The following is a 23529-nucleotide window of genomic DNA, read 5'->3' as shown; positions in this document are numbered from 1 at the left end:
AGGTGGCGCCGGCGGACGAGCTGTTCGCGCGGCCGGCGCATCCGTACACGCAGGCGCTCATGTCGGCGATTCCGCAGCCGTCGCCGGGACGCCAACGGGACCGGGTGGCGCTGCAGGGCGAGGTGCCCTCGCCGGTCAATCCGCCGTCCGGCTGCCGGTTCCACCCGCGCTGTCCGTTCGCGCAGGCGCGCTGCCAGGCGGAGGAGCCGCTGGCCCGGCCGGTCGGACTCGACCGCGAGGTCGCCTGCCATTTTCCGCTGACTTCCTGATACGCGCGCCGGGTTTCATACGGCTTGAACGATTCGAAGCGGCTGTCCGACCGGGCGGCCGCTTTTTCGCGTTTGGGTTCGCGAGTTTTGTAAAATGTTCCCGAATTCTGAAACGAGGCCGAAGGATTATTCGTATTGGCGACTAATGGATTATATAGTAGATAAATACGCCTTATTGGAGGAACCCTGTTCATGTTAACCGAAACGGAATCGAACGAAAGCTTCTGGCAGCTCGTCAAGAAAGGAAACAAATCATCCGCGATAGCCATGGGAGGCAACGCGGTCATTGCCGCGGTGAAGGGCATCGTCGCCTCGATGAGCGGGAGCAGCGCCTTGTTCGCCTCCGCCATGCACTCGTTCGCCGATACGATCAATCAAGGCTTCGTCTTCGTCGGCAGCGTCCTCTCCGAGAAAGCCCCGACGCGCAAATTTCCGACCGGCTTCGGCCGGGTCATCAATATTTTTTGCATGGTTGCCGTCATCGTGGTCACCATCATGGCGTACGAGACGATTCATGAAGGCTGGCACAGCCTGTCGAATCACGAGGGCGGCAGCAAAAGCCTGTGGCTCAGCATTGCCGTGCTGCTGCTGAATCTGGCGGTGGACGGAAGCATCTTGGTCAAGGCGATGAAAGAAATCACGCACGAGGCCCGCGTCGAAGCGAAGGGCTTCGGAATCGTGGGGGCCGCGTTCAAATCGGTGGGCCGCGCGGCGCCTCCGACGCGCCTGGTGTTCTATGAAGACCTGGTCGCCGTATCCGGCGCGGGGCTCGCGCTGGCGGCGATCGTCATCACCGCGCTGACGGATAAGCCCGTCGCGGACGGCGTGGCGACCATCCTGATCGGCGTGCTGATGCTGGTCGTGGCGTTCCGGGTCGGCTTCGACAACATGGTCGGGCTGATCGGCGTCGCGGCGCCGGAAGAAATCCAGCGCCGGGTGACGGACACGATTTTCGCCGAGCCGCGCGTCTGCGACATCAACGAGCTGCGGGTCATTCAGGAAGGACGCTACTATCACGTGGAAGGTTTGATCGAGCTGCAGGTCGGCATGACGCTCGCGGATGCCGACGACGTGAAGTTCCGCGTGCGGGACAAGCTGCTCCAGGATCCGGATATATCGGACGTGACCTTGGGGATCATCGAAGATAACGGGGTGCGGGACTGGGTGCCGCAAACCTGATCGCATATCGCAATCGGAAGGACGGCAGGCGCCGCGGGGAGATCCCCGCGGCGCTTTGTTTTGCACCATTAATCGGGCACATTGGGTGGAAAAAGTACAAGAACTGCAGGAATGCGTTCATTGTCCGGCGCGAGCCGCTTTCGGATAATAAAGGTACATCGCGCAGCGCAGCGCGATTCAATGGACGAGGAGTGAACCGGAATGTTGACGGCCGAACAATCGAAGCAGTACCGGGAGCAGGGGTACGTCGTGCTGGAGGACGTCTTCGGCGCCGAGGAGATGGACCGCATCCGCGGCATTATCGACGCGTACGATCAGGAAGGGGAAGAAGCGCTGAAGCGCGGAAGCAAGGGGTTTAACAATATCCCGAACCAAATCAATTTCACGTGCAACCTGACGCGCCGCGACAAAGAATTGGAGTCTTTCATCGGCGACCGACGCTTCGTCGATCTGACGACCGGCGTGCTCGGCCCGGACATCCGGCTGTATTGGGACCAGTCGGTGTACAAGCGCCCCGAGGCAAAGCGCGATTTTCCATGGCATCAGGACAACGGCTACGTGCCGACGGATCCGGTCGAATACATGACCTGCTGGCTCGCGCTCGACGACGCGACGGTGGAGAACGGCTGCATCTGGATTCAGCCGGGCTCGCATCATCGGGGCTATATCGAACACGTCAGGACCGACACCGGCTGGCAGTGCTACTTCGGCGAGGATCCGGGCATGCCCGTCCCGCTGCGCAAAGGCAGCATGGCGGTGTTCTCTTCGCTGCTGCTCCATCGCAGCACGCCGAACCAAAGCGACGGCACGCGCAAAGCGTACGTCATCCAGTACTCCGTGGACGGCGCGCGCAACCCCGTGACCGGCGCGGTGTTCGACAACGGACCGTTGATCGCCAAAGACGGCCGGGCGCTGTTGGCGTGAGGGCGGCCATCGTGTGCTGCTTTTGGAATTTGCAGGAGAACCGGCACGGCGACCTGCTCGACGAGCTGGCCGAAGCCGGACACGACGTCTCGCTCGCGCACTGCTTGCACCAATGCGCGGGCTGCCGCAGAGGACCCGCCCTGGAGAAGGACGGCGTCTGGCACGGCGAGCCCGACAAGGAGGCGCTGCGCCGGGCGATCGGGTTCGACGCGGAGCCGGACGGGAACCGGCTGCCGGACCGGCGCAAGCCGGATTGAATCCGCCGCTCCGTCCCGATTGCGGCCTCGCCCGCCGCGCCGCCGCTCGTTGAACGTCAAAAAACCGAACGCCGAAAAACCGAACGCCGAACCGCCGAACGCCGGATAGGCGTAACGCGCCGCCCGTGGTACACTGAATAAAAACCACCGAGACGGGGAATGCGCGCATGGCGAAGGCATTGGCGGGAACGACGCTCGAGCAGTGGCAGGTCAACGTGTATCAGGTCGACGAGGGCATCTACGAGAAGCTGAACCATGAGCATATCGTCTATCCCAATTGGATCGTCAGCCATGTCGCGGACGGGCACGTATGGACGACGACGAACGGCGAGCGGCACGAGGCGCGCGAAGGAGGGGTCATGCTGCACCCTCCCTTTTTGCCGTTCTCCGAAACGTCGGAGGGGCCGGGGCGGCACGAGTGGCTGTCGGTGCAAATCCAGACCAGCTATAACCTGGACCTGTTCCAGCTGTATCCGGTGCAGCCGGTCGTGCGGCTGCTCGACCCGGAGGCGTTCAGCGCGGCGTTCCGCTCGCTGCTCCGGACATGGCGGGGGGAAGGGCCTTTCCGGGACGTCGCGCTGACCGCGGACATGCTCCGGCTCGCGGCGCTGATCCTAGAGAGCTGGGACGCGAACGGGCGGCAGGCGAGAAGCGGGGCATATACGGCGAAGTACGACCGCTTCTTCCCGATCATCCGGTTCATGGCCGATCATATGGAGCGGAAGCTGTCGCGCGACATGCTGGCCGGGCAGGTGCACCTGAACACGAATTATTTCGACCGGGCGTTCCATGAAGCGTACGGCATCAATCCGATGCAGATGCTGCGCCAAATGCGGCTGAGCAAAGCAAAGCGGCTGCTGGAGACGACCGAGGAGCCGCTCAGCGAGGTGGCGCAGCGGTGCGGCCTGGGGGACGCGGCCTATCTGAGCCGCCAATTCGTCAAGACGTTCGGGCTGACGCCGGGCAAGTACAAGGCGGTGATCCGTTCGGCGCAGACGAATTTCATGGCCGCCAAGGAGTAGCGGGACGCTGGGCGGCCGACGCGCTCCCAGCGAACAGCCGGCTGGGGAGGCGCTGCCGCCGCCGTTAACAGTCGGCTGCGGGCCGCTGCCGCCGCGCGCGAAAAAGCAAACGGCGACAAGCCGTCCCGGATCATTCGGGACGGCTTGTCGCATGCCGAAGTTCGGCGATTATTGTTGGGATGCGAGGTGCTCGGCGAGACGTTCCCACGTTTCGGCGATGCCTTGCTCCATGCCCATTTCGACCACTTGGCGCAGCGCTTCTTCGGATTCGTAGGTGGAACGGCTGACCAGCAGCGTGGAGCCGCCGCGGTCCTCGAACGTCATCGTAATGCGCGAGGACGGCATGCCCGGCGTCTCGTTGCCCTCGGCGTCCGAGAAGTAATCGGTGTACACGATTTTCTCCGCGTTCACGATTTCCTCGTACACCGCTTTACCCCACGATTCCATGCCGTAGAAATCCCCTTGCCGCTCGTCGAAGCATTTCATGCAGTAGTGCCAAATGCCGCCTTCGCGGAAGTCGACGCTGCAGACCGTCAGTTCCCAGCCGCGCGGCCCCCACCACCGCTTCAGATGCTCCGCATCGGAAAACGCCTTGAACACCAGCTCCCGGGGCGCCTTGAACTCCCGCTCCAAAATAAAATCGCGTCCCTCGATCGTCGTCGTCAGTTGATTCGCCATGCCTGATTCCTCCTCGAATAATAGGTAATGGTTGGTTCTTCCTCGGTCAGAACGCGCGCGGTGCGTTTGAGGCGAATGGATCGCGTCGCGGCCGCCCGACGGCGAGCGCGGCATTCGCCCGTTTCGTTTGTTTGTCTCGTCGGTCCTGCTTGCATTTAGAATATACCCAAAAGGGAATATTCCTGTCAAGGAATATTTATCGATTTTCCGTTTCTTTATCTTTCGGATAAGTTTGCTTGTTCTTGCCGATCGCTTTTCCACTGACGATCATTGCCGCGGCGGCAGCCCCCGGCCGACCAATTAGCCCTGCGCCGCCGTCCGATTTGCTATACTGGATAAGGTTGTTTATAGCGCTTGCATAGACAGATACTTGGGGGAAACGCGCATGAAACGTTCGACAACCGCTGCCGTTCTCATCGTTTCGCAGCTGATCTACGTCATCTCGCTTGCGGCCTGGCTGTTCGTGCTCGGCATGTCCGTCATGGGCTTCGACGGCCCGGAGGCCGCTTCGGATTCGGCGACGTGGCTGCTGTTCGCCTACGTCCTCGTTTATCCCGCGGCGATATTGGCCGGCGGAATCGCCGGCTGGATCCGCTTCGCCAAACGCGGCTACCGTTCCGCGCTGATCTGGAACGGCCTGCCGCTGCCGTGGCTGATTCCGCTGATCGCGCTGCTCGTATACGCCTTCGTCGCATAGCGAAGGGCGGAAGCCTTGTCAGGACCATGGCGGGCAGGGCTTTTCCGACCCGCGCCGGACATGTCGAAAGAATAGGATTGACAGCAAACGGGAATCACGCTAATCTCAGTATGTAAACATTATGTAATCGATTACGTAAACGATTACATATCGAAGTTATTCAGAGGTGAATGAAGCTTGTCCAAAGCAACGATCAAACAAGTCGCGGCCGAAGCCGAGGTGTCGACGGCCACCGTCTCCCGCGTATTGAACGAAAGCGGCTACGTCAGCCCGGAAGTCAAGGAGCGCGTGTTCGGCGCCATCGCCAAGCTGAACTACCAGCCGAGCGCGATCGCCCGGAGCCTGAAGCAGGATAAGACGTTCATGATCGGCGTCGTCGTGCCGGATATTTCCAACCCGTACTTCATGGGCATCTCGAGAGGCATCGAGGACGTCGTCGGGCCGGAAGGCTTCCAGCTCCTCTTCTGCAGCTCCGACGAATCGCCGGAGAAGGAGGCGCGCCTGCTTCAATTGCTCTACGAGAAGCGCGTGGACGCGATCGTGCTGGCGACGTCCGGCGGCAACGCGGCGCGTATTGGCGCTTTGGCCGCGAGCGGACAGCCCGTCGTGCTCGTCGACCGGAGACTGGAGACGGACGAAGACGCGCCGCCGCTTGATCTGGTCGCGGAGGACAACGCGCAGAGCGCGTACGAATTGACGAAAGCGCTGCTCGACCGCGGCCATATCCGCATCGGCGTCGTGAACGGCCTGACCCGGGTCAGCACGGGGCGGGAGCGTCTGGAAGGGGTGCTCCGGGCGATGAAGGAACGCGGCCTGGAGGACCGGCTGCTCGTCTACAGCGGGGACTTCTCGACGGACGGCGGCGTGCGGGCGGTGCAGCGGTTTCTGCGGGAGAAGGAGCGGCCGACGGCCGTCGTGTCGCTGAACAACCGGATGAGCCACGGCGTGCTGCTGGAGCTCGTGCGCTGCGGGCTGCGCATTCCGGGGGATATGGCGGTCGCGTCCTACGGCGAGGTCGAGGCCGGACAGCTGCTTAAGGAGCCCGGACTGTTTTATCTCGATCAAGCGCCTTACGACATGGGGCTCAAGGCGGGCGAGATCCTGCTGCGCCGCATCCGGAAGGAAGACGGCCCGGCCGAGCCGTTCAACGAGATCTTCCATCACGAAGTCAAGCAAATCCGCTAATCCCGCTTAATTCCATTACGCATGAAAGAGGGAATGAACATGGACATTCATATCGGCAACCGGCTGCAGGGCAGCCTGCCCAAAATCGGCATCCGGCCGATCATCGACGGCCGCCGCGGCGGCATCCGCGAATCGCTGGAGGACGTGACGATGGAGATGGCGCGCAGCGCCGCCGCTTTCCTGTCCGAAAACCTGACGCACAGCAACGGCCTTCCGGTGGAATGCGTCGTGGCCGATACTTGCATCGGCGGCGTGGCGGAAGCGGCGAGAGCGGAGGAGAAGTTCGCGCGCGAAGGGGTCGGCCTCACGATCTCGGTCACGCCGTCATGGTGCTACCCGACCGAAACGATGGACACCCATCCGTCGCGGCCGAAGGCGGTCTGGGGCTTCAACGGCACGGAGCGTCCGGGGGCCGTCTATCTGGCCGCGGTGCTGGGCGCCCACAACCAGAAGGGGCTGCCGGCCTTCTCCATCTACGGCCGCGACGTGCAGGACATCGGCGACGCGACGATCACGCCGGACGTGCGGGCGAAGCTGCTGCAGTTCGCCAAGGCCGGTCTCGCGGTGGCGACGATGCAGGGCAAGTCCTACCTGTCGATGGGCTCGGTGTCCATGGGCATCGCGGGCTGCATCGTCGACGAGACGTTCTTCCAGCGCTACCTCGGCATCCGCAACGAATACGTGGACATGACGGAATTCGTGCGCCGCATGGAGCTCGGCATCTACGACCAGGCCGAATATGAAAGCGCATTAGCGTGGGCGAAGGCGAACTGCAACGAAGGCGACGAGGTCAATCCGGAGCATTTGCAGCGGACCGCGGAGCAGAAGGCCGGAGACTGGGAGACCGTCGTGAAAATGACGCTGATCGCGCGCGACCTGATGATCGGCAATCCGAAGCTGAACGAGATCGGCTACGGCGAGGAAGCGCTCGGCCATAACGCGATCGCGGCCGGCTTCCAGGGCCAGCGCGCCTGGACGGACTTCTTCCCGAACGGGGATTTCATGGAAGCGATGCTGACCTCCTCGTTCGACTGGAACGGCATCCGCGAGCCGTTCATGCTGGCGACGGAGAACGATACGCTGAACGGCGTCACGATGCTGTTCGGTCATCTGCTGACGAACGCGGCGCAAATTTTCGCCGACGTGCGCACGTATTGGAGCCCGGACGCGGTGGAGCGCGTAACCGGATACCGGCTGGAGGGCAGCGCGGCGAACGGCATCATCCATCTCATCAATTCCGGTCCCGCGGCGCTCGACGGCACGGGCCGCCAGACGATCGGCGGCGAGCCGGCGATGAAGCCGTTCTGGGACATCACCGAGCAGGAGGTCCGGGACTGCCTCGCGGCGACGAAATGGAGCCCGGCGGTCGACTTCTTCCGCGGCGGCGGCTTCTCGACGGACTTCACGACGCGCGCCGGCATGCCGGTCACGATGGCGCGGATCAACCTCGTCGCGGGCCTCGGTCCCGTGCTGCAGCTGGCGGAAGGCTACACGGTCGAGCTGCCGGACGAGGTGCACGACAAGCTCGATCAGCGGAGCAACCCGACCTGGCCGACGACCTGGTTCGTGCCGAACCTGACGGGCGAAGGGCTGTTCAAGGACGTGTACACCGTCATGAACAACTGGGGCTCCAACCATGCGGCGGTCAGCTACGGCCACGTCGGCGGCGAGCTCATCACGCTGGCGTCCATGCTGCGCATCCCGGTCAGCATGCATAACGTCGCCGAGGATCGCGTCTTCCGTCCGAGCATGTGGAGCGCGTTCGGCGGCATGGATCCGGTCGGCGCGGACTTCCGGGCCTGCCAAGCGCTCGGCCCGCTGTACAAGTAATCGCGCGGGAGCGGCAGCGCGCTGCGGCGCGCTGCGGCGCGAGATCGTAGGGGAACGGCAATCGCTATGCTGCGGTGATTGTAGGGAACAGGTAACCGCAATGTATCGGTTATGGTATTGAACCGGAATCGCACGGACTCGTATTCGCATGGATTGGTTATCGCCTTGATTCGCATTCGCATCCCGCACGCTCGCGGCGCGGCCGTCCGGCCGCGCCGCCTTCGTTTGGCGGGACGCGGGGCCTTCTGTCTCATCCATCCCTTATCGGAAAGCGACGGTGCCAATAATGATCGACACGAAACGAACGGTTGACGCGAACCCGGCTAACGGGCTTCGCACGTATCCCGGCGACGCCGGGGAGGCGCTTTTCCCGCTCGGCGGGATCGGCACGGGCAACATCTCGCTCGGCAGCCGCGGCGAGCTGCGGGACTGGGAAATCTTCAATCTGCCGGCCAAGGGCACGCAGATGCCGAACACCTTCTTCGCGATCCGCGTGGCGCCGGAGGGCGGCGAGCCGGTCGCGCGCGTCCTCGAATCGCGTCTGCGGCCGCCCCACGCGCTCTCGCACGGCTACCATCCGCTCTCGGGCGCGGGGCTGCCGCGTCTCGCGGAATCCGAGCTGATCGGCACGTATCCGATGGCGCGCGTCGTCTTCCGCGACGACGACCTGCCGGTGCGCGTGGAGCTCGAGGCGTTCACGCCGATGATGCCGCTCGACCCGGAGAACTCCGGCATCCCCGCCGCTTCGCTCACGTATACGGTGACGAATACGGGCGACCGCCCGGCGGAGGTCGTGATCGCGGGCTCGCTCATCAACCCCGTCGGCGGCCTGACCTACGACAAGTTCGGCAATCTGCATTACGCGATGCCGTGCGGCCGGAACGTGAACGCGTTCCGGCGGGACGCGGACGTCTCGGGCCTCCGATTCTCCTCTGAGAAGTGGGCGCCGGGCGACTTGAATTACGGCAGCCTGTCGCTCATGACCACGGCGCCGCGCTTGACCGTCAAGCGGGCGTGGCTGCGCGGCGCGTGGTTCGATTTTCTGCAGGAGTTCTGGGACGACTTCGCTTCGGACGGCCGGCTTACGGATCTCGGCTACGAGGACCCATCGGAGGAGCATAAGACCGACACGGGCTCCCTCGGCATCGTGGAGACGCTGCAGCCGGGCGAGACGAAGACGTTTCCGTTCGCGCTCGCGTGGTACTTCCCGAACCGGATGAACGGGTGGCACGAAGGCACGAGGGATACGCGGCCGGGACGCGAGACGATCCGGAACCATTACGCGACGCGCTTCGCGGATTCATGGGAAGCGGGCGCTTACCTGCTGAACCGGATGGCGGACCTGCGCGGGCGGACGGAAGCGTTCCGCGACGCGCTGTTCGGCTCGACGCTTCCTTCGTACGTCGTCGACGCGCTCGCGGGCAACATGCCGGTGCTGCGGAGCACGACCTGCTTCTGGCTCGAGAACGGCAAGTTTCTCGGCTTCGAAGGGACGTTCGACGACGGCGGCTCCTGCGAGGGCAGCTGCACGCACGTCTGGAATTACGAGCAGACGCTGGCGTTCCTGTACCCGTCGCTCGAACGGTCCATGCGCCGGATCGAATTCCTCGAGGAGACCGACGACGCCGGCAAAATGGCGTTTCGCGCCGTGCGGATGTTCGGCTGCGAATGGCAGTGGGGCGGCAAGGCCGGCCCGGCGGCGGCCGACGGCCAGCTCGGTTCCGTCATGCGCCTCTACCGGGAATGGAAGCTGTCCGGCGACGGCGCGTTCCTGCGCGAGCTGTGGCCGCACGCGAAGCGCGCGCTCGATTTCGCGCTCCCGCACTGGGATCTCGACGGCGACGGCGTCCTGGACGGGGAGCAGCACAACACGTACGACATCGAATTTTACGGCCCGAACCCGCTGACCGGCTTCATGCTGCTCGGCGCGCTGAAGGCCGGGGAAGCGATGGCCCGCGAAGCGGGCGACGGCGAAGCGGCGGACGGGTACGCCCGGACCGGCGCGGCCAGCGCGAAGCGGCTCGGCGAGCTGACGTGGAACGGGGAGTATTTCGTGCAGGCGCTGGCGGACGTCGACGCGCACAAATACCAGCACGGCGCAGGCTGCCTGTCGGACCAGCTCCTCGGTCAGCAGCTGGCCTATCTGTACGGGCTCGGCGCGCTCCTGGAAGAGGACGACCGGCTGAAGAGCGCGATCCATGCCGTATACCGCCACAACTTCCGCGCCGATTTCAAGGACCACGTCAACTGCCAGCGGGTGTACGCCCTGCACGACGAGCGGGGGCTCGTGCTCTGCTCCTGGCCGAACGGCGGCCGGCCGAAGCTGCCGTTCGTCTATTCCGACGAAGTGTGGACCGGCATCGAATACCATGTGGCGACCAATCTGATCTACGAGGGCTTCGTCGAGGAAGGGCTGACGATCGTGAAGGCGGTCCGCGACCGGCAGGACGGCTACCGGCGCAGCCCGTGGAACGAGGTGGAATGCGGCCATCATTACGCGCGGTCGATGTCGAGTTGGGGCTTGCTCGTCGCGCTGACCGGCTTCCGCTTCGACATGGCGGCGGGCGTCATGTCGTTCGCGCCCGCGACGGAAGCGGACGATTACGCGGCCTTCTGGAGCACGGGCAAAGGCTGGGGCGTGTACCGCGAGTTCATCGATCCGTCGGACGGCCGCCCGGCGTTCGCCGTGGACGTGCTCGGCGGCGACATGAGCGGCGTGACCGTGCACGCGCGCGGCAGGACGATCGTGCTGTAATGGCGCCGCGCGGGAGCGGGCGGGTGGACGGCGCGCCGCCGTCCGCGACCGCGGCGCTTGCTTGAAGCCGCCGGCCGTTTCGTAGCGTCGGCAGGCGATATGGACACGAAACCGGTTCCCGGCGCAGCTGCCGGGGACCGGTTTTTTGCGCGCGCGGCCGCCCGGGGTTCCGGTCCGCGCCGGCCGGCCGGCCGCAGCCTAGCCGGCGGGCCGCGTCAAACGCGCGGAGCCCAATGCCGCGCCGGGGCGAGCCCGCCTGTCGCCTCCCGCCGCCGCCGAGTTCGCGCAAGATCGTGCAAGATCGCGCCGCGCGTGGACAAGCCGGCGTCCCAGCCCGTATAATCGTCCAGGAAAGCGTTTTATCCTATCATCTTCATCTTCGGGAGGAACCAAGCTTGAGAGGCATCGTCAATCCGATCGTACCCGGCTTCTATGCCGATCCGGAAGCGCGGACCTATGAAGGGCGCCACTGGATCTACGTCACCCGCTCCATTACGGAGTACACGAAGCAAATGAATTTGGACGCGTTCAGCTCCGAGGACCTCGTTACCTGGGAAAAGCATGACGGCATCATCGCGATGGAAGATTTCCCATGGGTGTGGCGGGCCGTCTGGGCGCCGACCATCATCGAAAGCAAAGGCCGCTATTACCTCGTGTTCGCGTCGAACGACATCCAGAACGACGACGAAACCGGCGGCCTCGAAATCGCCGTCTCGGACACGCCGGAAGGCCCGTTCCGCGGCTACCTGGGCAAGCCGCTCGTCGACCGGTTCATTCACGGCGCCCAGCCGATCGACGCGCATCTGTTCAAGGACGACGACGGCACGATCTACTTGTATTACGGCGGCTGGAGCCACTGCAACGTGGCCAAGATGAACGACGACCTGACGGGCTTCGCGCCGTTCGAGAACGGCGAGCTCCATCTCAGCATTACGCCGCAAGGCTACGTGGAAGGCCCGTGCATGGTCAAGAAGGACGGCCTGTACTATTTCATGTGGTCCAAAGGCGGCTGGACGAACGGCACGTACAGCGTCGACTACGGCGTCAGCGAAAGCCCGCTCGGTCCGTTCGCGCCGAAGGGCACGGTGCTGCAGCGCCAGGAGCCGGTCGCCGAAGGCCCGGGCCATCACGGCTACCTGCATCTGCCGGAGACGGACGAGTGGCTGATCGTGTACCACCGCCGCATCATCGGAGACCGCGACCCCGGCAGCCGCGTGCTGTGCATCGACCGGATGGACATCGGCGACGGCGTCATCCGGCCGGTGACGATGACGAACGCCTGGTAAGCGCGGAACGAGGCTGAGCGCGCAACGTCGCGCCGGCGCCCGATCCCCGATTTCCCTGCGAAAACGACAAAAACCCCTGCTTCGCGCCGCGGAGCAGGGGTTTTTGTCGCGGCGCGGCGGAGCCGCCCGTCAAACGGTGCGCGACAGCTTTCGGAACTGCAGCGCGCTCATCCCTTCCCATCGTTTGAAGATCCGGCTGAAATAATGAAAATCGTCGTAGCCGACGAGGAGCGAGATCCGCTCGATCGTGTCGTCGGTTTCGCGGAGCAGCCGCTTCGCTTCCTGGTGGCGCACCGACTGGACGAACTTGTTCGGCCCGATGCCCATCAGCGCCTTGAATTGGCGGCTCATGTAATCCTCGTGCACGAGCAGGAATTTCGCCATCTCCGCGCTCGTCCATTTGCGGCTGACGTGCCGCCGGATCTCGTCCGCGAGCTGGAGCAGCCGCTCTTCGTGTTTGGGCTGCGGCGGCTGCCGGGCCTCGCCGCCGCGGCGGGCCAGCAGCGCGACGAGGTGGAGCAGCATCGCCTTGCACGCGGCGTCGTAGCCGGCCTGCCGCTCGTTCCACTCCTGGATGACGCCTTCCATGAGCGCGACGATCCGGCCCGACACGTTCGCAAAGCAGTAGCCGGCCAGCAGCGGCTTGTCCGCCAGATAGGGGACGGCGCTGAAGGCGTCCGGGTCGACCTGGCTCTCGTCGACGATGAAGCGATGGCTCGCGACCGTCCCGTCGAAAAAATCGAAATGGATGCCGAGCAGCTCCGCGTTCAGCTCCGAGCGGATTTCGACGGTGTGGGGAATCCACGGGGGCAGGACGAGCAGCGTGCCCGCCCGGGCGAGATGCCGCTCGCCGCCGATCGTCGCGGCGATTTCGCCGTGCTTGACGAAGAGCAGCTCGAAGTCGTAGATGCGCCGTTTCCATTGGAACGACGGCGCGCGGACGTGATGCCGCGCCCAATGGACGGCGGGCGATAACTCCCGCAGCGTGCAAGGCCGCGGCTTGGCGTAGGAGGAAGCTTCCACAATCGTCACCACCGATCGGAAGATTTACGGAAAAGTCCAAAAAGCGGTCAGTTTTATGTAAATCCATGCGGTTAGGAGAATGGTACCATGTAAGCGCATTCCCATACAAGGGTGCGGAAGGAGCGAATGTAGCCATGAATACGCAGCAGTTGTTTCAATTAAACGGACAAGTCGCGCTCGTGACGGGAGGCGCGGGAGGACTCGGACTCGTAATGGCGCGGACGCTGGCCGAGGCGGGGGCGGCCGTCGTCGTGACGAGCCGCGCGCTCGCGAAGGCGGAGGAAGCGGCGGCCGGCCTTCGGGCGTCCACGGGCGCCGACGTGACCGGGCTCGAGGCGGACATTTCCGGCTTCGCCGGCGCCGAGGCGATGGTCAAGGCGGTCCTGGAGCGGCACGGCCGCATCGATATTCTCATTAACAACGCGGGCACGAACATTCGCAAGCCGATCGAGGAATACGACGAAGCGAGCTGGGATCTCGTCGTCGGCGCGAATTTGAAATCGCCGTACCTGTGCGCGCGCGCCGTGACGCCGGTCATGAAGGAGCAGCGCTACGGCCGCATCATCAACATGGGCTCGATGCTCGGCGCGGTCGGCTTGCCGGAGCGCTCGGCGTACTGCGCCAGCAAGGGCGGCGTCATTCAGCTGACCAAGGTGCTCGCGCTGGAGCTGGCGCCGTTCAACGTGACGGTCAACGCCCTCTGCCCGGGACCGATCGCCACGGAGCTGAACACGGTCGTCATGAACAATCCGGAAGCGAACCGCTTCTTTATCGAACAGATCGCGCTGGGGCGCTGGGGCAAGCCGGAGGAAATCGCCGGCCCGATCCTGTTCCTCGCTTCCGCCGCGTCCAGCTTCATGACCGGCGCGGCGATGACCGTCGACGGCGGCTGGACGGCGAAATAATCGGCGCCGTATACGGCTCAATAAGCAGCGAAAGAAACAAGGAAACGAACGGCCTCTGACTCATTCCGAATCGAAAGGGTGAAGGATAGATGCGGATAGGATTATCGATGTACGGCACGACTTACGCGATGGGGCTGCATCCCCGCGCGGAACGCAAGGCCATGACGGCCGAAGGCGTCATTGCCTGGGCCATGCGGGCCGGGCTGCAGGGCGTGGAGCTTCCGGACAACCTGCTGGCCCAATCCGACCTGCCGGCGATCGTGCGGCTGACGAAGGAGCAGGGCTTGTACGTGACGGTCGCCTCGGGCGGCTACGACCCGGCCAAGCTAGCCGAAGCCTGCCGGATCGCGCAGGCGGCCGGCGCGCCCATCGTGCGCACCGTCGTCGGCGGCGCGCGCATCGGCGGCGACCGCCGTCCGTTGGCGGGACGCTGGGGCGCCTTCATGGCGGACGTGCGCGAAGGGCTCGCGGCCGCGACCGAGGCCGCGGAACGCGCGGGCGTCACGCTCGCGCTCGAGAACCATCAGGATCTCGCGTCCGAAGAGCTGCTCTGGCTGTGCGAATCGATCGGCTCGCCGCATTTCGGGCTGACGCTCGATACCGGCAATCCGCTCGCGACGGCGGAGGAGCCGATCGACTTCGCCCGCCGGATCATGCCGCATATCCGCAACGTGCACCTGAAGGATTATTGGATCTATCCGAGCGAGGAAGGGTTCCGGCTCGTGCGCAGCCCGATCGGACAAGGCGCCGTCGACTTCCCGGCGCTCTTCGCGCTGCTGCGCGAGCACGGCCCCGCGGACCTGCCGATGTCGATCGAGATCGGAGCGCTGGAAGCCCGGCATATCCGCGTGCTCGCGGACGATTACTGGCCGGAGTATCCGAGCCGTTCCGCGCGGCAGCTGGCCGAGCTGCTGCGCTTCGTCCAGTCGCACGCGCGGCCGGCCGGCGACTGGCGGACGCCGCACGAGCGGGAAGCGGCGCCGGAAGCGGTCGCCGCGTACGAGCGCGCGCAGCTGCGGACCAGCATCGCTTACCTGCTGCCGCTCGTCTCCGAACGCGAAGACGGGGAGGAGGCGGTATCGTGATCATCGATCTGAACGGCAAGGTGGCGATCGTCACCGGCGCGGGCAGGGGAATCGGGCGCCAGATCGCGCTGACCTTGGCTCAGGAGGGCGTCCGGACGGTCGCGCTCGACGTCCGCCAGGAGCAGCTCGACGAGCTCCGCGAGCTGTTCGCGCAGCGGGAGTTGGCCGGCGCCCAATATTTATGCGACGTCCGGGACGCGAAGGCCATAGAAGAAGTCGTGGAGGACGTGCAGCGGCGCTTCGGCCGCATCGATATTCTCGTCAATAACGCGGGCGTCGCGAGCGGCGGGCCCGTGGAATCGCTCGGCGAGGAGATCTGGGACCTCAACATGGACGTCAACCTGAAGGGGACGTTCCTCATGTGCAAGGCGGTGGCGCCGGTCATGAAGGCGCAGCGGCACGGGCGGATCCTGAACGCGGCTTCCTTCGCCGCGATCGTGCCGTCATACGGCAGCGCCGCGTACGCGTCGTCCAAGGCGGCGGTCAAGCAGTTCACCCGCGTGCTGGCGGGCGAGCTCGGCCCGTGGAACGTGACGGTCAATTGCTACGCGCCGGGGATGATCCCGACCGACATGAACCATTTCGCGGAGCAGAGCGAGGAGCGCCAGAACCGGCTGCTGGACACGCTGACGCTGCGCCGCTGGGGCAGCAAGGACGACGTCACGAACCTCATCTGCTTCCTCTCGTCCGACCTCGCTTCTTACATTACGGGCACGATGATCGACGTCAGCGGCGGCAAGCTGGCGACGCAAATCCCGGCGGTCGCGTACGAAGCCGCGGCGCCGAAGGATGTGAAGGCGCAGTGAACGGGATCGACGTAGCCGGCAAGACGGTGCTCGTGACTGGCGGCGCCCAGGGCATCGGGCGGGCGATCGCGGAGCGGTTCGCCGCGTACGGCGCGCGGGTCGCGATCGCGGACGTGAACGAGGAGGCCGGCGCCGCGCTTGCGCGGACGCTGGCCGAAGCGGGGCGCGAAGCGCTCTTCGTCCGCTGCGACGTCTCGCGCTTGGACGAGGTCCGCGGCCTGGCGTCCGAAGTGCGGGCGAAGCTAGGCGCGGCGGACGTGCTGGTCAATAACGCCGGCATTTTCCCGCGGGCGGATTTAATGGGGACCGACGAAGCGTTTTGGGAGCGGATTATGGGTATTAACTTGAAGGGCGCTTACCTGATGTGCCAAGCTTTCGTCCCGGGCATGATCGAACGCGGGGGCGGGAGCATCGTCAACATCGGTTCGACGCATGCCCGAAGCGGCGACCCGGCGGCGATGGCGTACGCGGTCTCCAAGGGCGCCGTCGTGACGCTCACCCGGAATTTGGCCAAGGGACTGGCGAAGCACGGCATTCGCGTCAACTGCGTCCAGCCGGGTTGGGTCGCGTCGGAAGGCGAGACGTCGCGGCTGCGCGCGACCGGCACGGACCCCGACAAGCTGTTCGCGGAAGCGTCCTCCCGCCTGCCGATGGGGCGCATCCAGACGGGCGAGGATATCGCGGACGGCGTGCTGTTCATGGCGTCGGGACTCAGCAGCCAGGTGACCGGCCAGGTGCTCACGGTGGACGGGGGATTGAGCCTGCGATGACCAGCATGTTCTCGTTGACAGATCGTTCGGGGCGGGAATATACTTCTCATTGTACGATCGTTCAACGAAAGCCGGAGGGAACCGAATGACCCAAATCAGCCGAAAAGAACAGGCGACCGCAACGAGAGAAATGCTACTGGAAACCGCTAAAGGCTTGTTCGCGGAGATGGGGTATCACGGAACGCCGGTTCGTGCGATCACGAGGCAAATCCGAAAAGGCGACGGTATTTTGTATCATTATTTTCCGGGCGGGAAGCAAGAGATCATGGCGGTCCTGCTGCGGGAAAGTTTTGAGCACCGCGTGCGCGAAATCAAGCAATTGACGAACGAGACGATCGAGCACCTGCCGCTGCGCGAGGCGCTGCTGGCCATTCTGGGCAAGATCAACGAGCTGTTCCTGAACGACCTGGATCTGATGCGCATCCTGTTCCGCGAGAACGATCTGCTCGACCTTGCCGAAGCCAAGCAGCTGGCGTCCATGATGGCCGAGCGGGTGGACTCGATCGCGGACTTCCTGCGGCGCAGGCACGGGAAGGGCGAGATCCGGCAGATGAATTTCACGCTGGCGGCCCGCCAGCTGCTGTCGATGTGGATGCAGCACTCGTACAGCTCCATCATCGGCATCAAAGTCGTGTCGGAGCCCGACGCGTGCGCCTACATGGAGGAGCTGGTCGACTTCGCGTTAAGCCTCTGGCAGCCGCCGGGGGACGGGAACGGGACAACCGAATAAGTCGTTTTGCTTGCCGTTTTCGGAAGAAACTCGCTTCGCCGCCTGCACGGGCGGCGTTCCCGTTTCTTCCTTGTTCGTTACGCGCGCATGCGATCGTTCGCCGAACGAAGAACCGAAGCGCTTCGCTTGGCGTCCGCCAGGGTTAGGCGAGGGCTATACAACAATGGCATTGAAGGTGATGAAAGCAATGTTTTGGTCAAAATTATTGAATCGGCGGTTCCTGCTGTTCACGCTGCTGCTGCTGGTCAAGGGAAGCCTGGTCATGTACGTCGTGTTCGACATCGGCTTCTCGTGGGAGACGCTGGTGACGGAGCTTCCGTTCATCTGGATCGTCTTCTGCTGCATCGAACTGATCGCCCGCAAGCGAAAGATGCTCTATTATCTCTTATCCGATCTCTTGATTACGCTGCTCTATTTTACCGTCGTCATCTATTACAAGTATTACGGCGTCATCGTCACGTACCACGCGCTTCACCAGGCCGACAAGGTGACGAAGGTAGGGGAGAGCACGTATTCGCTGCTGGATCCGTATTACCTGCTGTTCTTCATCGATATCGTGATCCTGGGCGCGGTGCATTTTTGGCCGAAACGGAAGGCCGCTTCCGAGCCGTCGTTCGCGCCGCACTGGCGTCCCCGTCCGACCCGCAGAATGGCCCTTTACGCCATGATCGCCGCTTCGATCGCGCTGTGCGTCTTCAACATCTGGCCGAATCGGGCGAGCATGAACGAGAACAAGCAGGCGGAGGACATGGGCATCCTCAACTACGAGGTGTACACGCTCTTGTCCGATTCCACCGAGAAGCAGGACGTCGTGCCGATGCAGGATATCACGCAGGCCAAAATCGACGGGCTGAAGGGCTTCCGGGAGCCGGCTTCCCCGAAATATTTCGGCGCCGCCAAAGGGAAGAACCTGATCATCCTGCAGATGGAGTCGTTCCAGGATTTCCTCATCGGTTTGAAAATCAACGGTCAGGAAGTAACGCCGAACTTGAACAAGCTCGTGCAGGAAACGTTCCATTACGACCGCTTCTATACGATGGCCGGCCAAGGGACGACGTCCGACGCCGAGTATGTCGTCAATACGTCGCTTTACGTACCGCATCACGAGGCCGCGACGGACAAATACGTCGAGAAAGCCTTGCCGAGCCTGCCGAAGCTGATGCACGCGAACGGCTACGATACCGCGACGTTCCACACGAACGAAGTGCATTTCTGGAACCGCAGCGAGCTGTATAAGTCCATCGGCTGGGACCGGTATTACGATCAGAAGTTCTACGGCGACGAGGACCACATCGCGTTCGGGTCGTCGGACGAAATCCTGTACGCCAAGACGATTCCGGAGCTGCAGCGCATGGACCGGGCCGATAAGCCGTTCTACGCGCAGGTCATCTCCATGAGCGCGCATCATCCGTACAAGATTCCGGAGTCGAAGTATAAAATGACGCTGCCGGAAAACATGGAAGACACGCTCGTCGGCAATTACATCCATGCCCAGAACTACGCGGACTACGCGCTCGGCGCCTTTATTCAAGACCTGAAGAACACCGGCCTGTGGGACGACAGCGTGATTCTTATGTATGGTGACCACCAGGGACTTCCGATATACTCGCTGAGCGGCGACGAGAAAGACATGCTGAAGGATATGCTGGGCCACGAATACGGCTATCCCGACATGTTCCGGATTCCGCTGATCATGCACGTGCCGGGGCTGACGTACGGGGCCGCGCAGCATGACGTCGGCGGCCAGATCGACATTTTGCCGACGGTCGCGAACCTGCTCGGCGTCTCGACGGCGAACCAGATTCATTTCGGCGAAGATTTGCTAAACCAAAGCTCGAACCTGCTGCCGATGCGCCACTTCCTGCCGACCGGTTCGTTCATCACGGACGAGAGCATTTTCGTCCCCGGCAAGGAATATCAGGACGGCACGAACTTCCCGCTTCCGGGCGAGACCGAGACGACGCCCGCGACGGACGCGCAGTACGAGCGGTCGCTGCAGCTGCTGAACCTGGCGGACAGCTTCGTATCGCAGCTGCCGAACAAGGACGGAAGCCCGAACGAGTAGGGGACCGATCCCGATTGGCTTTATTCTCGCACGGTATTAGCTCGATTCATTCGCTTATCGCGGACCCCACCTTAGACCCGCACCGAGAGCCGCATACGCACGCAAGGCAGACGAGGCACGGCCTACATTGGAGGGGACGCAGATGCGATACGGCACTATTCCCGGAACGGATTTGAACGCCGCGGTCATCGTCATGGGCACCGCCGGCTTCGGCGGCGGCATGACGGAGGCGGAAGCTTTCCGGCTGTTCGATCTTTACGTGGAGCAAGGCGGCAATTTTTTCGACACGGCGCTCGTGTACGACGATTGGCTGAACCAAGGCCGAAGCCTGACGGAGATCCGGCTCGGCAAATGGCTGAAGGAACGCGGCAACCGCGGACGGCTCGTGCTCGCCACCAAGGGCGGGCATCCCGAGCTGTCGTCGATGCATATCGGCCGGCTCGGCCGGGACGATCTGATCGCCGACGTCGACCGGAGCCTCAGCCAGCTGGGGACGGACGTCATCGACCTGTATTGGCTGCACCGGGACGATCCGGCCGCGCCGATCGCGGGCATCATGGAAGCGTTGGACGGGCTGGTCAAGGCCGGCAAGATCCGCAGCATCGGCTGTTCCAATTGGACGGTGGCGCGCATCGAGGAAGCGCGGGCTTACGCCGAGGGTAACGGGTTGACGCCGTTCGTCGCGAGCCAGCCGCTGTGGAATATGGCGGTCGTCAATCCCGGCTCCATTCGCGATACGACGCTCGTGATCATGAGCGATGCGGACAAGGCGTATTTCGAGCGGACGGGGATGGCGGTGATTCCGTTCTCTTCGCAGGCGAACGGGTTCTTCGGCGGACGCTACGCCCGCGATCGCGAGGCGGGTCGCCAAGGCAGCGCGGAGGCCGTCGAGCGGCAGTATTTCAGCGATGCCAATTTCGGCCGGCTCGAGCGCGCGCAGCGGTTGGCGGCCGAGCTCGGGACGACCGGCTCCGCCATCGCGCTGGCGTATCTGACGTCGCAGCCGTTCCCGGTCTTCCCGATCATCGGGGCGACGAGGCCGGAATACGTGCGCGACAGCTGCGCCGCCGGGGAGTTGACGCTGACGCCGGCCCAAGTGCGCTACTTGGAAACCGGCGAATAAGCCGACCGACCGAGGCCGGCTGCGGAATGCGGCATACCGTCCGCCGGCTGGAGTCGGCACGCCAACCTAACCGTTGTGCCATTGAAAAGCCCGAAGGCCCATGCGGCCGCCGGGCTTTTTTTCGTGGGCGGGGCGGAGCCCTCGCCGCAGGCCGTTACCGCGGGGATGCCGACGTCGCGGCAATCTAGTATACTGAGAGTACGCAAGTCGAAGGTTGGAAGGAGAAAGCGGCATGAGCAGTTATGTGGAACAGGCAAACGGCGTATTCCCGTCCGTGTGCTCGCTGGATTGCCCGGATCAGTGCGGCCTGCTGGTTCATAAGCAAGACGGCGTCATCGTCAAAATCGAAGGCGATCCTTCGCATCCCGTCACGCAGGGGGCGATTTGCAATAAAGTACGGAACATGACCGCGCGGATCTACGACGAGAAGCGGCTGCGGTACCCGCTCAAACGAACCGGCCCCAAGGGAAGCGGCCAATTCGAGCGCATCGGCTGGGACGAGGCGATCGCGGCGATCACGTCCCGCTGGAAAGCGATCATCGCGGAGGAAGGCCCGGAGGCGATCCTGCCGTACAGTTTCTACGGCAATATGGGCCGCGTCAACACGGAAGGCATGGGGCGGCGCTTTTTCAACCGGATGAACGCGAGCCGTTTGATTTACTCCATCTGCGAAGCGGCCGGCACCGTCGGGTACGCTTACACGATGGGCGGCAGCTACGGCACGGATCCCGAGGAGACCGTCCATGCCAAGCTGTTTATCCTGTGGGGCGTCAACGCGGTCAGCACGAACATGCATCAGGTGACGCTGGCCGAGAAGGCCCGGAAGAACGGCGCCACGGTCGTCGTCATCGACGTCCACCGCAACCGGACCGCCAAGTGGGGCGACTGGTTTATCCCGGTGCGGCCGGGCACGGACGCGGCGCTGGCGCTCGGCGTCATGCACGTCCTGTTCGCGGAAGGGCTCGTCGACGAGGCGTTCATGGCGGCGTACACGGTGGGCCATGAAGAGCTGCGCGAGCACGTGAAGACGTACTCGCCCGACTACGTCTCCGGGATCACCGGCGTGCCCGCGGCGGACATCGTCAAGCTGGCCCGCCTGTACGGCACGATAGACGGCGCCGCGTTCATCCGAATCGGCAACGGCCCGCAGCATCACGACAACGGCGGCATGACGACCCGGGCGATCGCCTGCCTGCCGGCGCTGACCGGCCAGTGGCTGAGGCGGGGCGGCGGCGCGATCAAGGGCAACGGCGGCCATCTGGCGCTGAACCAGCGCGCGCTGGGACGTCCCGATCTGAAGCCGAGGACGCTTGCCCGGCCGCGCGACATCAACATGAATCTGCTCGGCGAGGCGCTGGAAGACGAAGCGAAGCCGATCCGCTCGCTGTACGTGTACAACGCGAACCCGGCCGTCGTCGCGCCGAACGCGGGCAAGGTCCGGGAAGGGCTGGCGCGCGAGGATTTGTTCACGGTCGTGCACGAGCTCTTCCTGACGGAGACGGCCGCCTACGCGGACATCGTGCTGCCGGCGACGTCGGCGTTCGAGAATACGGACGTGTATTCCTCCTACTGGCATCATTACGTGCAGATTCAAGAACAGGTCGCGGCGCCTTACGGCGAAAGCAAGTCCAACACGGACGTCTTCCGGCTGCTGGCGCAGGCGATGGGCTACGAGGACGAGGCGCTGCGGGACAGCGATTACGACATGATCGCCCAAGCATTGGACAATCCGGCGAACCCGGGCTTGCGGGACATCACCCTGGACGCGCTGCGGGAGAAGCAGTTTGCCAAGGCGGACGTCCGGCCCGTCCTCGAGGGCAAGCTCCGCACGCCGAGCGGCCGGATCGAGCTGTATTCGGCCGCCATGGAGCGGCAAGGATTCCCGCCGATGCCGACCTACATGCCGCTCGTCGAGGAAGGTACGCATCCGTTCCTGTTCATTCCGACGGCGAACCATAACTTCCTCAACTCGACGTTCGCGCATAACGGCAAGCACGCGGCGATGGAGAAGACGCCGAAGCTGTATATGAACGCCGCCGACGCGGAAACGCTCGGCATTCGCGACGGGGACGCGGTGAAGGTGTGGAACGGACGCGGCGAATGCGAGCTGACGGCGGCCGTCGGGGAAGACGTGCTGCCGGGCGTCGTCGTCAGCCAAGGCCTATGGGCGGACGGCAAGGACCGCAAAGCCGTCGTCAACGCGCTGACGCCGGACCGCGTCGCCGACATGGGGCAGGGCGCGACGTTTTTCTCCGGGCGCGTCAGCGTCGCGAAAGCCGTGTAGCGGCTCGTACTTTATTTTTGTAAGCTGCTTGACATTATTAACTGTAACTCATATAATTACAGTATCGAAAGGGAAACGGGACGGTAAGCAAAGGCAGCCATTTGCGAAGCGTCCCCTTTTCTCGCCTATACTGTAACTGAGACAAGTACAGTTTTGGTGCTTCCAAAAAATCGAAGACGGGTGGTGCTTGACGATGAGCTTTGCGATCAGCGATTGGGTACAAGGCAGAACGAAAGACGGAGAAATGATTCAGGGATTCATTGCGTCGTTGAATGAACAGCGGAACATCGCGACGGTCCATGTCGTACAATCGGATCATGACGCCGCGGTAGGCACTACGGTCGCCGTGCTGAGCAGTTGGCTGAAGCCGCAGCCGACGCTGGAGGTGCTGGACTACGAAGGCCCGCTGCTCGATTTCATCGAGCTGGCGCTCGCGACGCGGGACGCCGAATGGTTCGCGGAGCTGACGGAACGGCTTCGCGCGAACGCGCAGAAGCAGGAGCAAAACGGCGAAGAAGGCGCGCCGGTCCTGCATGGCCGCAACCGCCTCGGCCAAATCTTCTGAATGTAGATGAGGCGTTCACATAGAGAAGACCGGAATGGAGGGTTCCGGTCTTTTCGTCATGTCCGGACGGGAGTAAAATGTACGTATTCAT

The 23529-nt window shown here is 63.8% G+C and carries 21 protein-coding genes; 19 read left to right on the top strand and 2 right to left on the bottom strand.

What is annotated here, in order from left to right:
* From I8J29_RS20255 to I8J29_RS20235, 5 genes are all read left to right on the top strand, one after another.
* A partial coding sequence (locus I8J29_RS20255; RefSeq protein WP_338113246.1) for an oligopeptide/dipeptide ABC transporter ATP-binding protein occupies nucleotides 1–269 on the top strand: 269 nt, incomplete at its 5' end.
* Nucleotides 270–461: 192 nt separating this feature from the next.
* Entirely contained in the window at nucleotides 462–1448 is a 987-nt protein-coding gene (locus tag I8J29_RS20250) for a cation diffusion facilitator family transporter (protein WP_208849315.1), read from the top strand.
* Between the two features lie 201 nt (nucleotides 1449–1649).
* Nucleotides 1650–2372 carry a phytanoyl-CoA dioxygenase family protein gene (locus I8J29_RS20245; RefSeq protein WP_208849314.1) on the top strand — a complete coding sequence of 241 codons (723 nt, stop codon included), beginning with the start codon at nucleotides 1650–1652 and terminating at the stop codon, nucleotides 2370–2372.
* A complete protein-coding gene (locus I8J29_RS20240) occupies nucleotides 2369–2629 on the top strand; it encodes a hypothetical protein (protein WP_208849313.1) in 261 nt (86 codons plus the stop codon). Before I8J29_RS20245 ends, I8J29_RS20240 begins: the two co-directional genes overlap by 4 nt.
* Nucleotides 2630–2796: 167 nt before the next feature.
* Nucleotides 2797–3651: an AraC family transcriptional regulator gene (locus I8J29_RS20235; protein ID WP_208849312.1), complete on the top strand. Its 855-nt coding sequence runs from the start codon at nucleotides 2797–2799 to the stop codon at nucleotides 3649–3651.
* A 168-nt stretch (nucleotides 3652–3819) separates the two neighbouring features.
* On the opposite strand, the gene I8J29_RS20230 is transcribed toward I8J29_RS20235, so the two are convergent.
* Nucleotides 3820–4329 carry an SRPBCC domain-containing protein gene (locus I8J29_RS20230; RefSeq protein ID WP_208849311.1) on the bottom strand — a complete coding sequence of 170 codons (510 nt, stop codon included), beginning with the start codon at nucleotides 4327–4329 and terminating at the stop codon, nucleotides 3820–3822.
* A 385-nt stretch (nucleotides 4330–4714) separates the two neighbouring features.
* Here I8J29_RS20230 and I8J29_RS20225 point away from each other — a divergent pair, with 385 nt between their 5' ends.
* The 5 genes from I8J29_RS20225 to I8J29_RS20205 all read left to right on the top strand — a co-directional run bounded on the left by I8J29_RS20225 (nucleotide 4715) and on the right by I8J29_RS20205 (nucleotide 12082).
* Nucleotides 4715–5026, top strand: a complete 312-nt coding sequence (locus I8J29_RS20225; protein ID WP_208849310.1) for a hypothetical protein — start codon at nucleotides 4715–4717, stop codon at nucleotides 5024–5026.
* Nucleotides 5027–5203: 177 nt separating this feature from the next.
* A complete protein-coding gene (locus tag I8J29_RS20220; protein ID WP_208849309.1) occupies nucleotides 5204–6211 on the top strand; it encodes a LacI family DNA-binding transcriptional regulator in 1008 nt (335 codons plus the stop codon).
* Nucleotides 6212–6250: 39 nt separating this feature from the next.
* Nucleotides 6251–8041: an L-fucose isomerase gene (locus I8J29_RS20215; protein ID WP_420831140.1), complete on the top strand. Its 1791-nt coding sequence runs from the start codon at nucleotides 6251–6253 to the stop codon at nucleotides 8039–8041.
* Nucleotides 8042–8327: 286 nt separating this feature from the next.
* Nucleotides 8328–10796: a GH116 family glycosyl-hydrolase gene (locus I8J29_RS20210; protein WP_208849307.1), complete on the top strand. Its 2469-nt coding sequence runs from the start codon at nucleotides 8328–8330 to the stop codon at nucleotides 10794–10796.
* 395 nt (nucleotides 10797–11191) lie between these two features.
* Nucleotides 11192–12082 carry a glycoside hydrolase family 43 protein gene (locus I8J29_RS20205; protein WP_240546345.1) on the top strand — a complete coding sequence of 297 codons (891 nt, stop codon included), beginning with the start codon at nucleotides 11192–11194 and terminating at the stop codon, nucleotides 12080–12082.
* A gap of 129 nt (nucleotides 12083–12211) precedes the next feature.
* Here the strand turns inward: I8J29_RS20205 and I8J29_RS20200 are convergent, their stop codons facing one another.
* Nucleotides 12212–13105: a helix-turn-helix transcriptional regulator gene (locus tag I8J29_RS20200; RefSeq protein WP_208849305.1), complete on the bottom strand. Its 894-nt coding sequence runs from the start codon at nucleotides 13103–13105 to the stop codon at nucleotides 12212–12214.
* A gap of 134 nt (nucleotides 13106–13239) precedes the next feature.
* Here I8J29_RS20200 and I8J29_RS20195 point away from each other — a divergent pair, with 134 nt between their 5' ends.
* From I8J29_RS20195 to I8J29_RS20155, 9 genes are all read left to right on the top strand, one after another.
* A complete protein-coding gene (locus tag I8J29_RS20195; RefSeq protein ID WP_208849304.1) occupies nucleotides 13240–14010 on the top strand; it encodes an SDR family NAD(P)-dependent oxidoreductase in 771 nt (256 codons plus the stop codon).
* An 89-nt stretch (nucleotides 14011–14099) separates the two neighbouring features.
* Nucleotides 14100–15095: a sugar phosphate isomerase/epimerase family protein gene (locus tag I8J29_RS20190; protein ID WP_208849303.1), complete on the top strand. Its 996-nt coding sequence runs from the start codon at nucleotides 14100–14102 to the stop codon at nucleotides 15093–15095.
* On the top strand, nucleotides 15092–15901 hold the full coding sequence (locus tag I8J29_RS20185) for an SDR family NAD(P)-dependent oxidoreductase (protein WP_208849302.1): 810 nt from the start codon (nucleotides 15092–15094) through the stop codon (nucleotides 15899–15901). The genes I8J29_RS20190 and I8J29_RS20185 overlap by 4 nt, the downstream gene beginning before the upstream one ends.
* A complete protein-coding gene (locus tag I8J29_RS20180; protein WP_208849301.1) occupies nucleotides 15898–16671 on the top strand; it encodes an SDR family NAD(P)-dependent oxidoreductase in 774 nt (257 codons plus the stop codon). The genes I8J29_RS20185 and I8J29_RS20180 overlap by 4 nt, the downstream gene beginning before the upstream one ends.
* 85 nt (nucleotides 16672–16756) lie before the next feature.
* The gene (locus I8J29_RS20175) at nucleotides 16757–17401 is read left to right on the top strand and encodes a TetR/AcrR family transcriptional regulator (protein WP_208849300.1); all 645 of its coding nucleotides are present in this window, start codon (nucleotides 16757–16759) and stop codon (nucleotides 17399–17401) included.
* Between the two features lie 187 nt (nucleotides 17402–17588).
* Complete coding sequence (locus I8J29_RS20170; protein ID WP_338113244.1) at nucleotides 17589–19466, top strand: LTA synthase family protein; 1878 nt, start codon at nucleotides 17589–17591, stop codon at nucleotides 19464–19466.
* A 142-nt stretch (nucleotides 19467–19608) separates the two neighbouring features.
* Entirely contained in the window at nucleotides 19609–20589 is a 981-nt protein-coding gene (locus tag I8J29_RS20165) for an aldo/keto reductase (protein WP_208849299.1), read from the top strand.
* Nucleotides 20590–20821: 232 nt separating this feature from the next.
* Entirely contained in the window at nucleotides 20822–22873 is a 2052-nt protein-coding gene (locus I8J29_RS20160) for a molybdopterin-containing oxidoreductase family protein (RefSeq protein WP_208849298.1), read from the top strand.
* A gap of 193 nt (nucleotides 22874–23066) precedes the next feature.
* Nucleotides 23067–23438, top strand: coding sequence for a hypothetical protein (locus I8J29_RS20155; protein WP_208849297.1), 372 nt, complete (start codon nucleotides 23067–23069; stop codon nucleotides 23436–23438).
* The last annotated feature ends 91 nt before the right edge of the window (nucleotides 23439–23529 follow it).

Source organism: Paenibacillus artemisiicola, assembly GCF_017652985.1.
Taxonomy (GTDB): Bacteria; Bacillota; Bacilli; order Paenibacillales; family Paenibacillaceae; genus Paenibacillus_Z; species Paenibacillus_Z artemisiicola.
The sequence above is the reverse complement of the archived record's forward strand: the minus strand, read 5'-3'. Positions and strand labels throughout refer to the sequence as shown.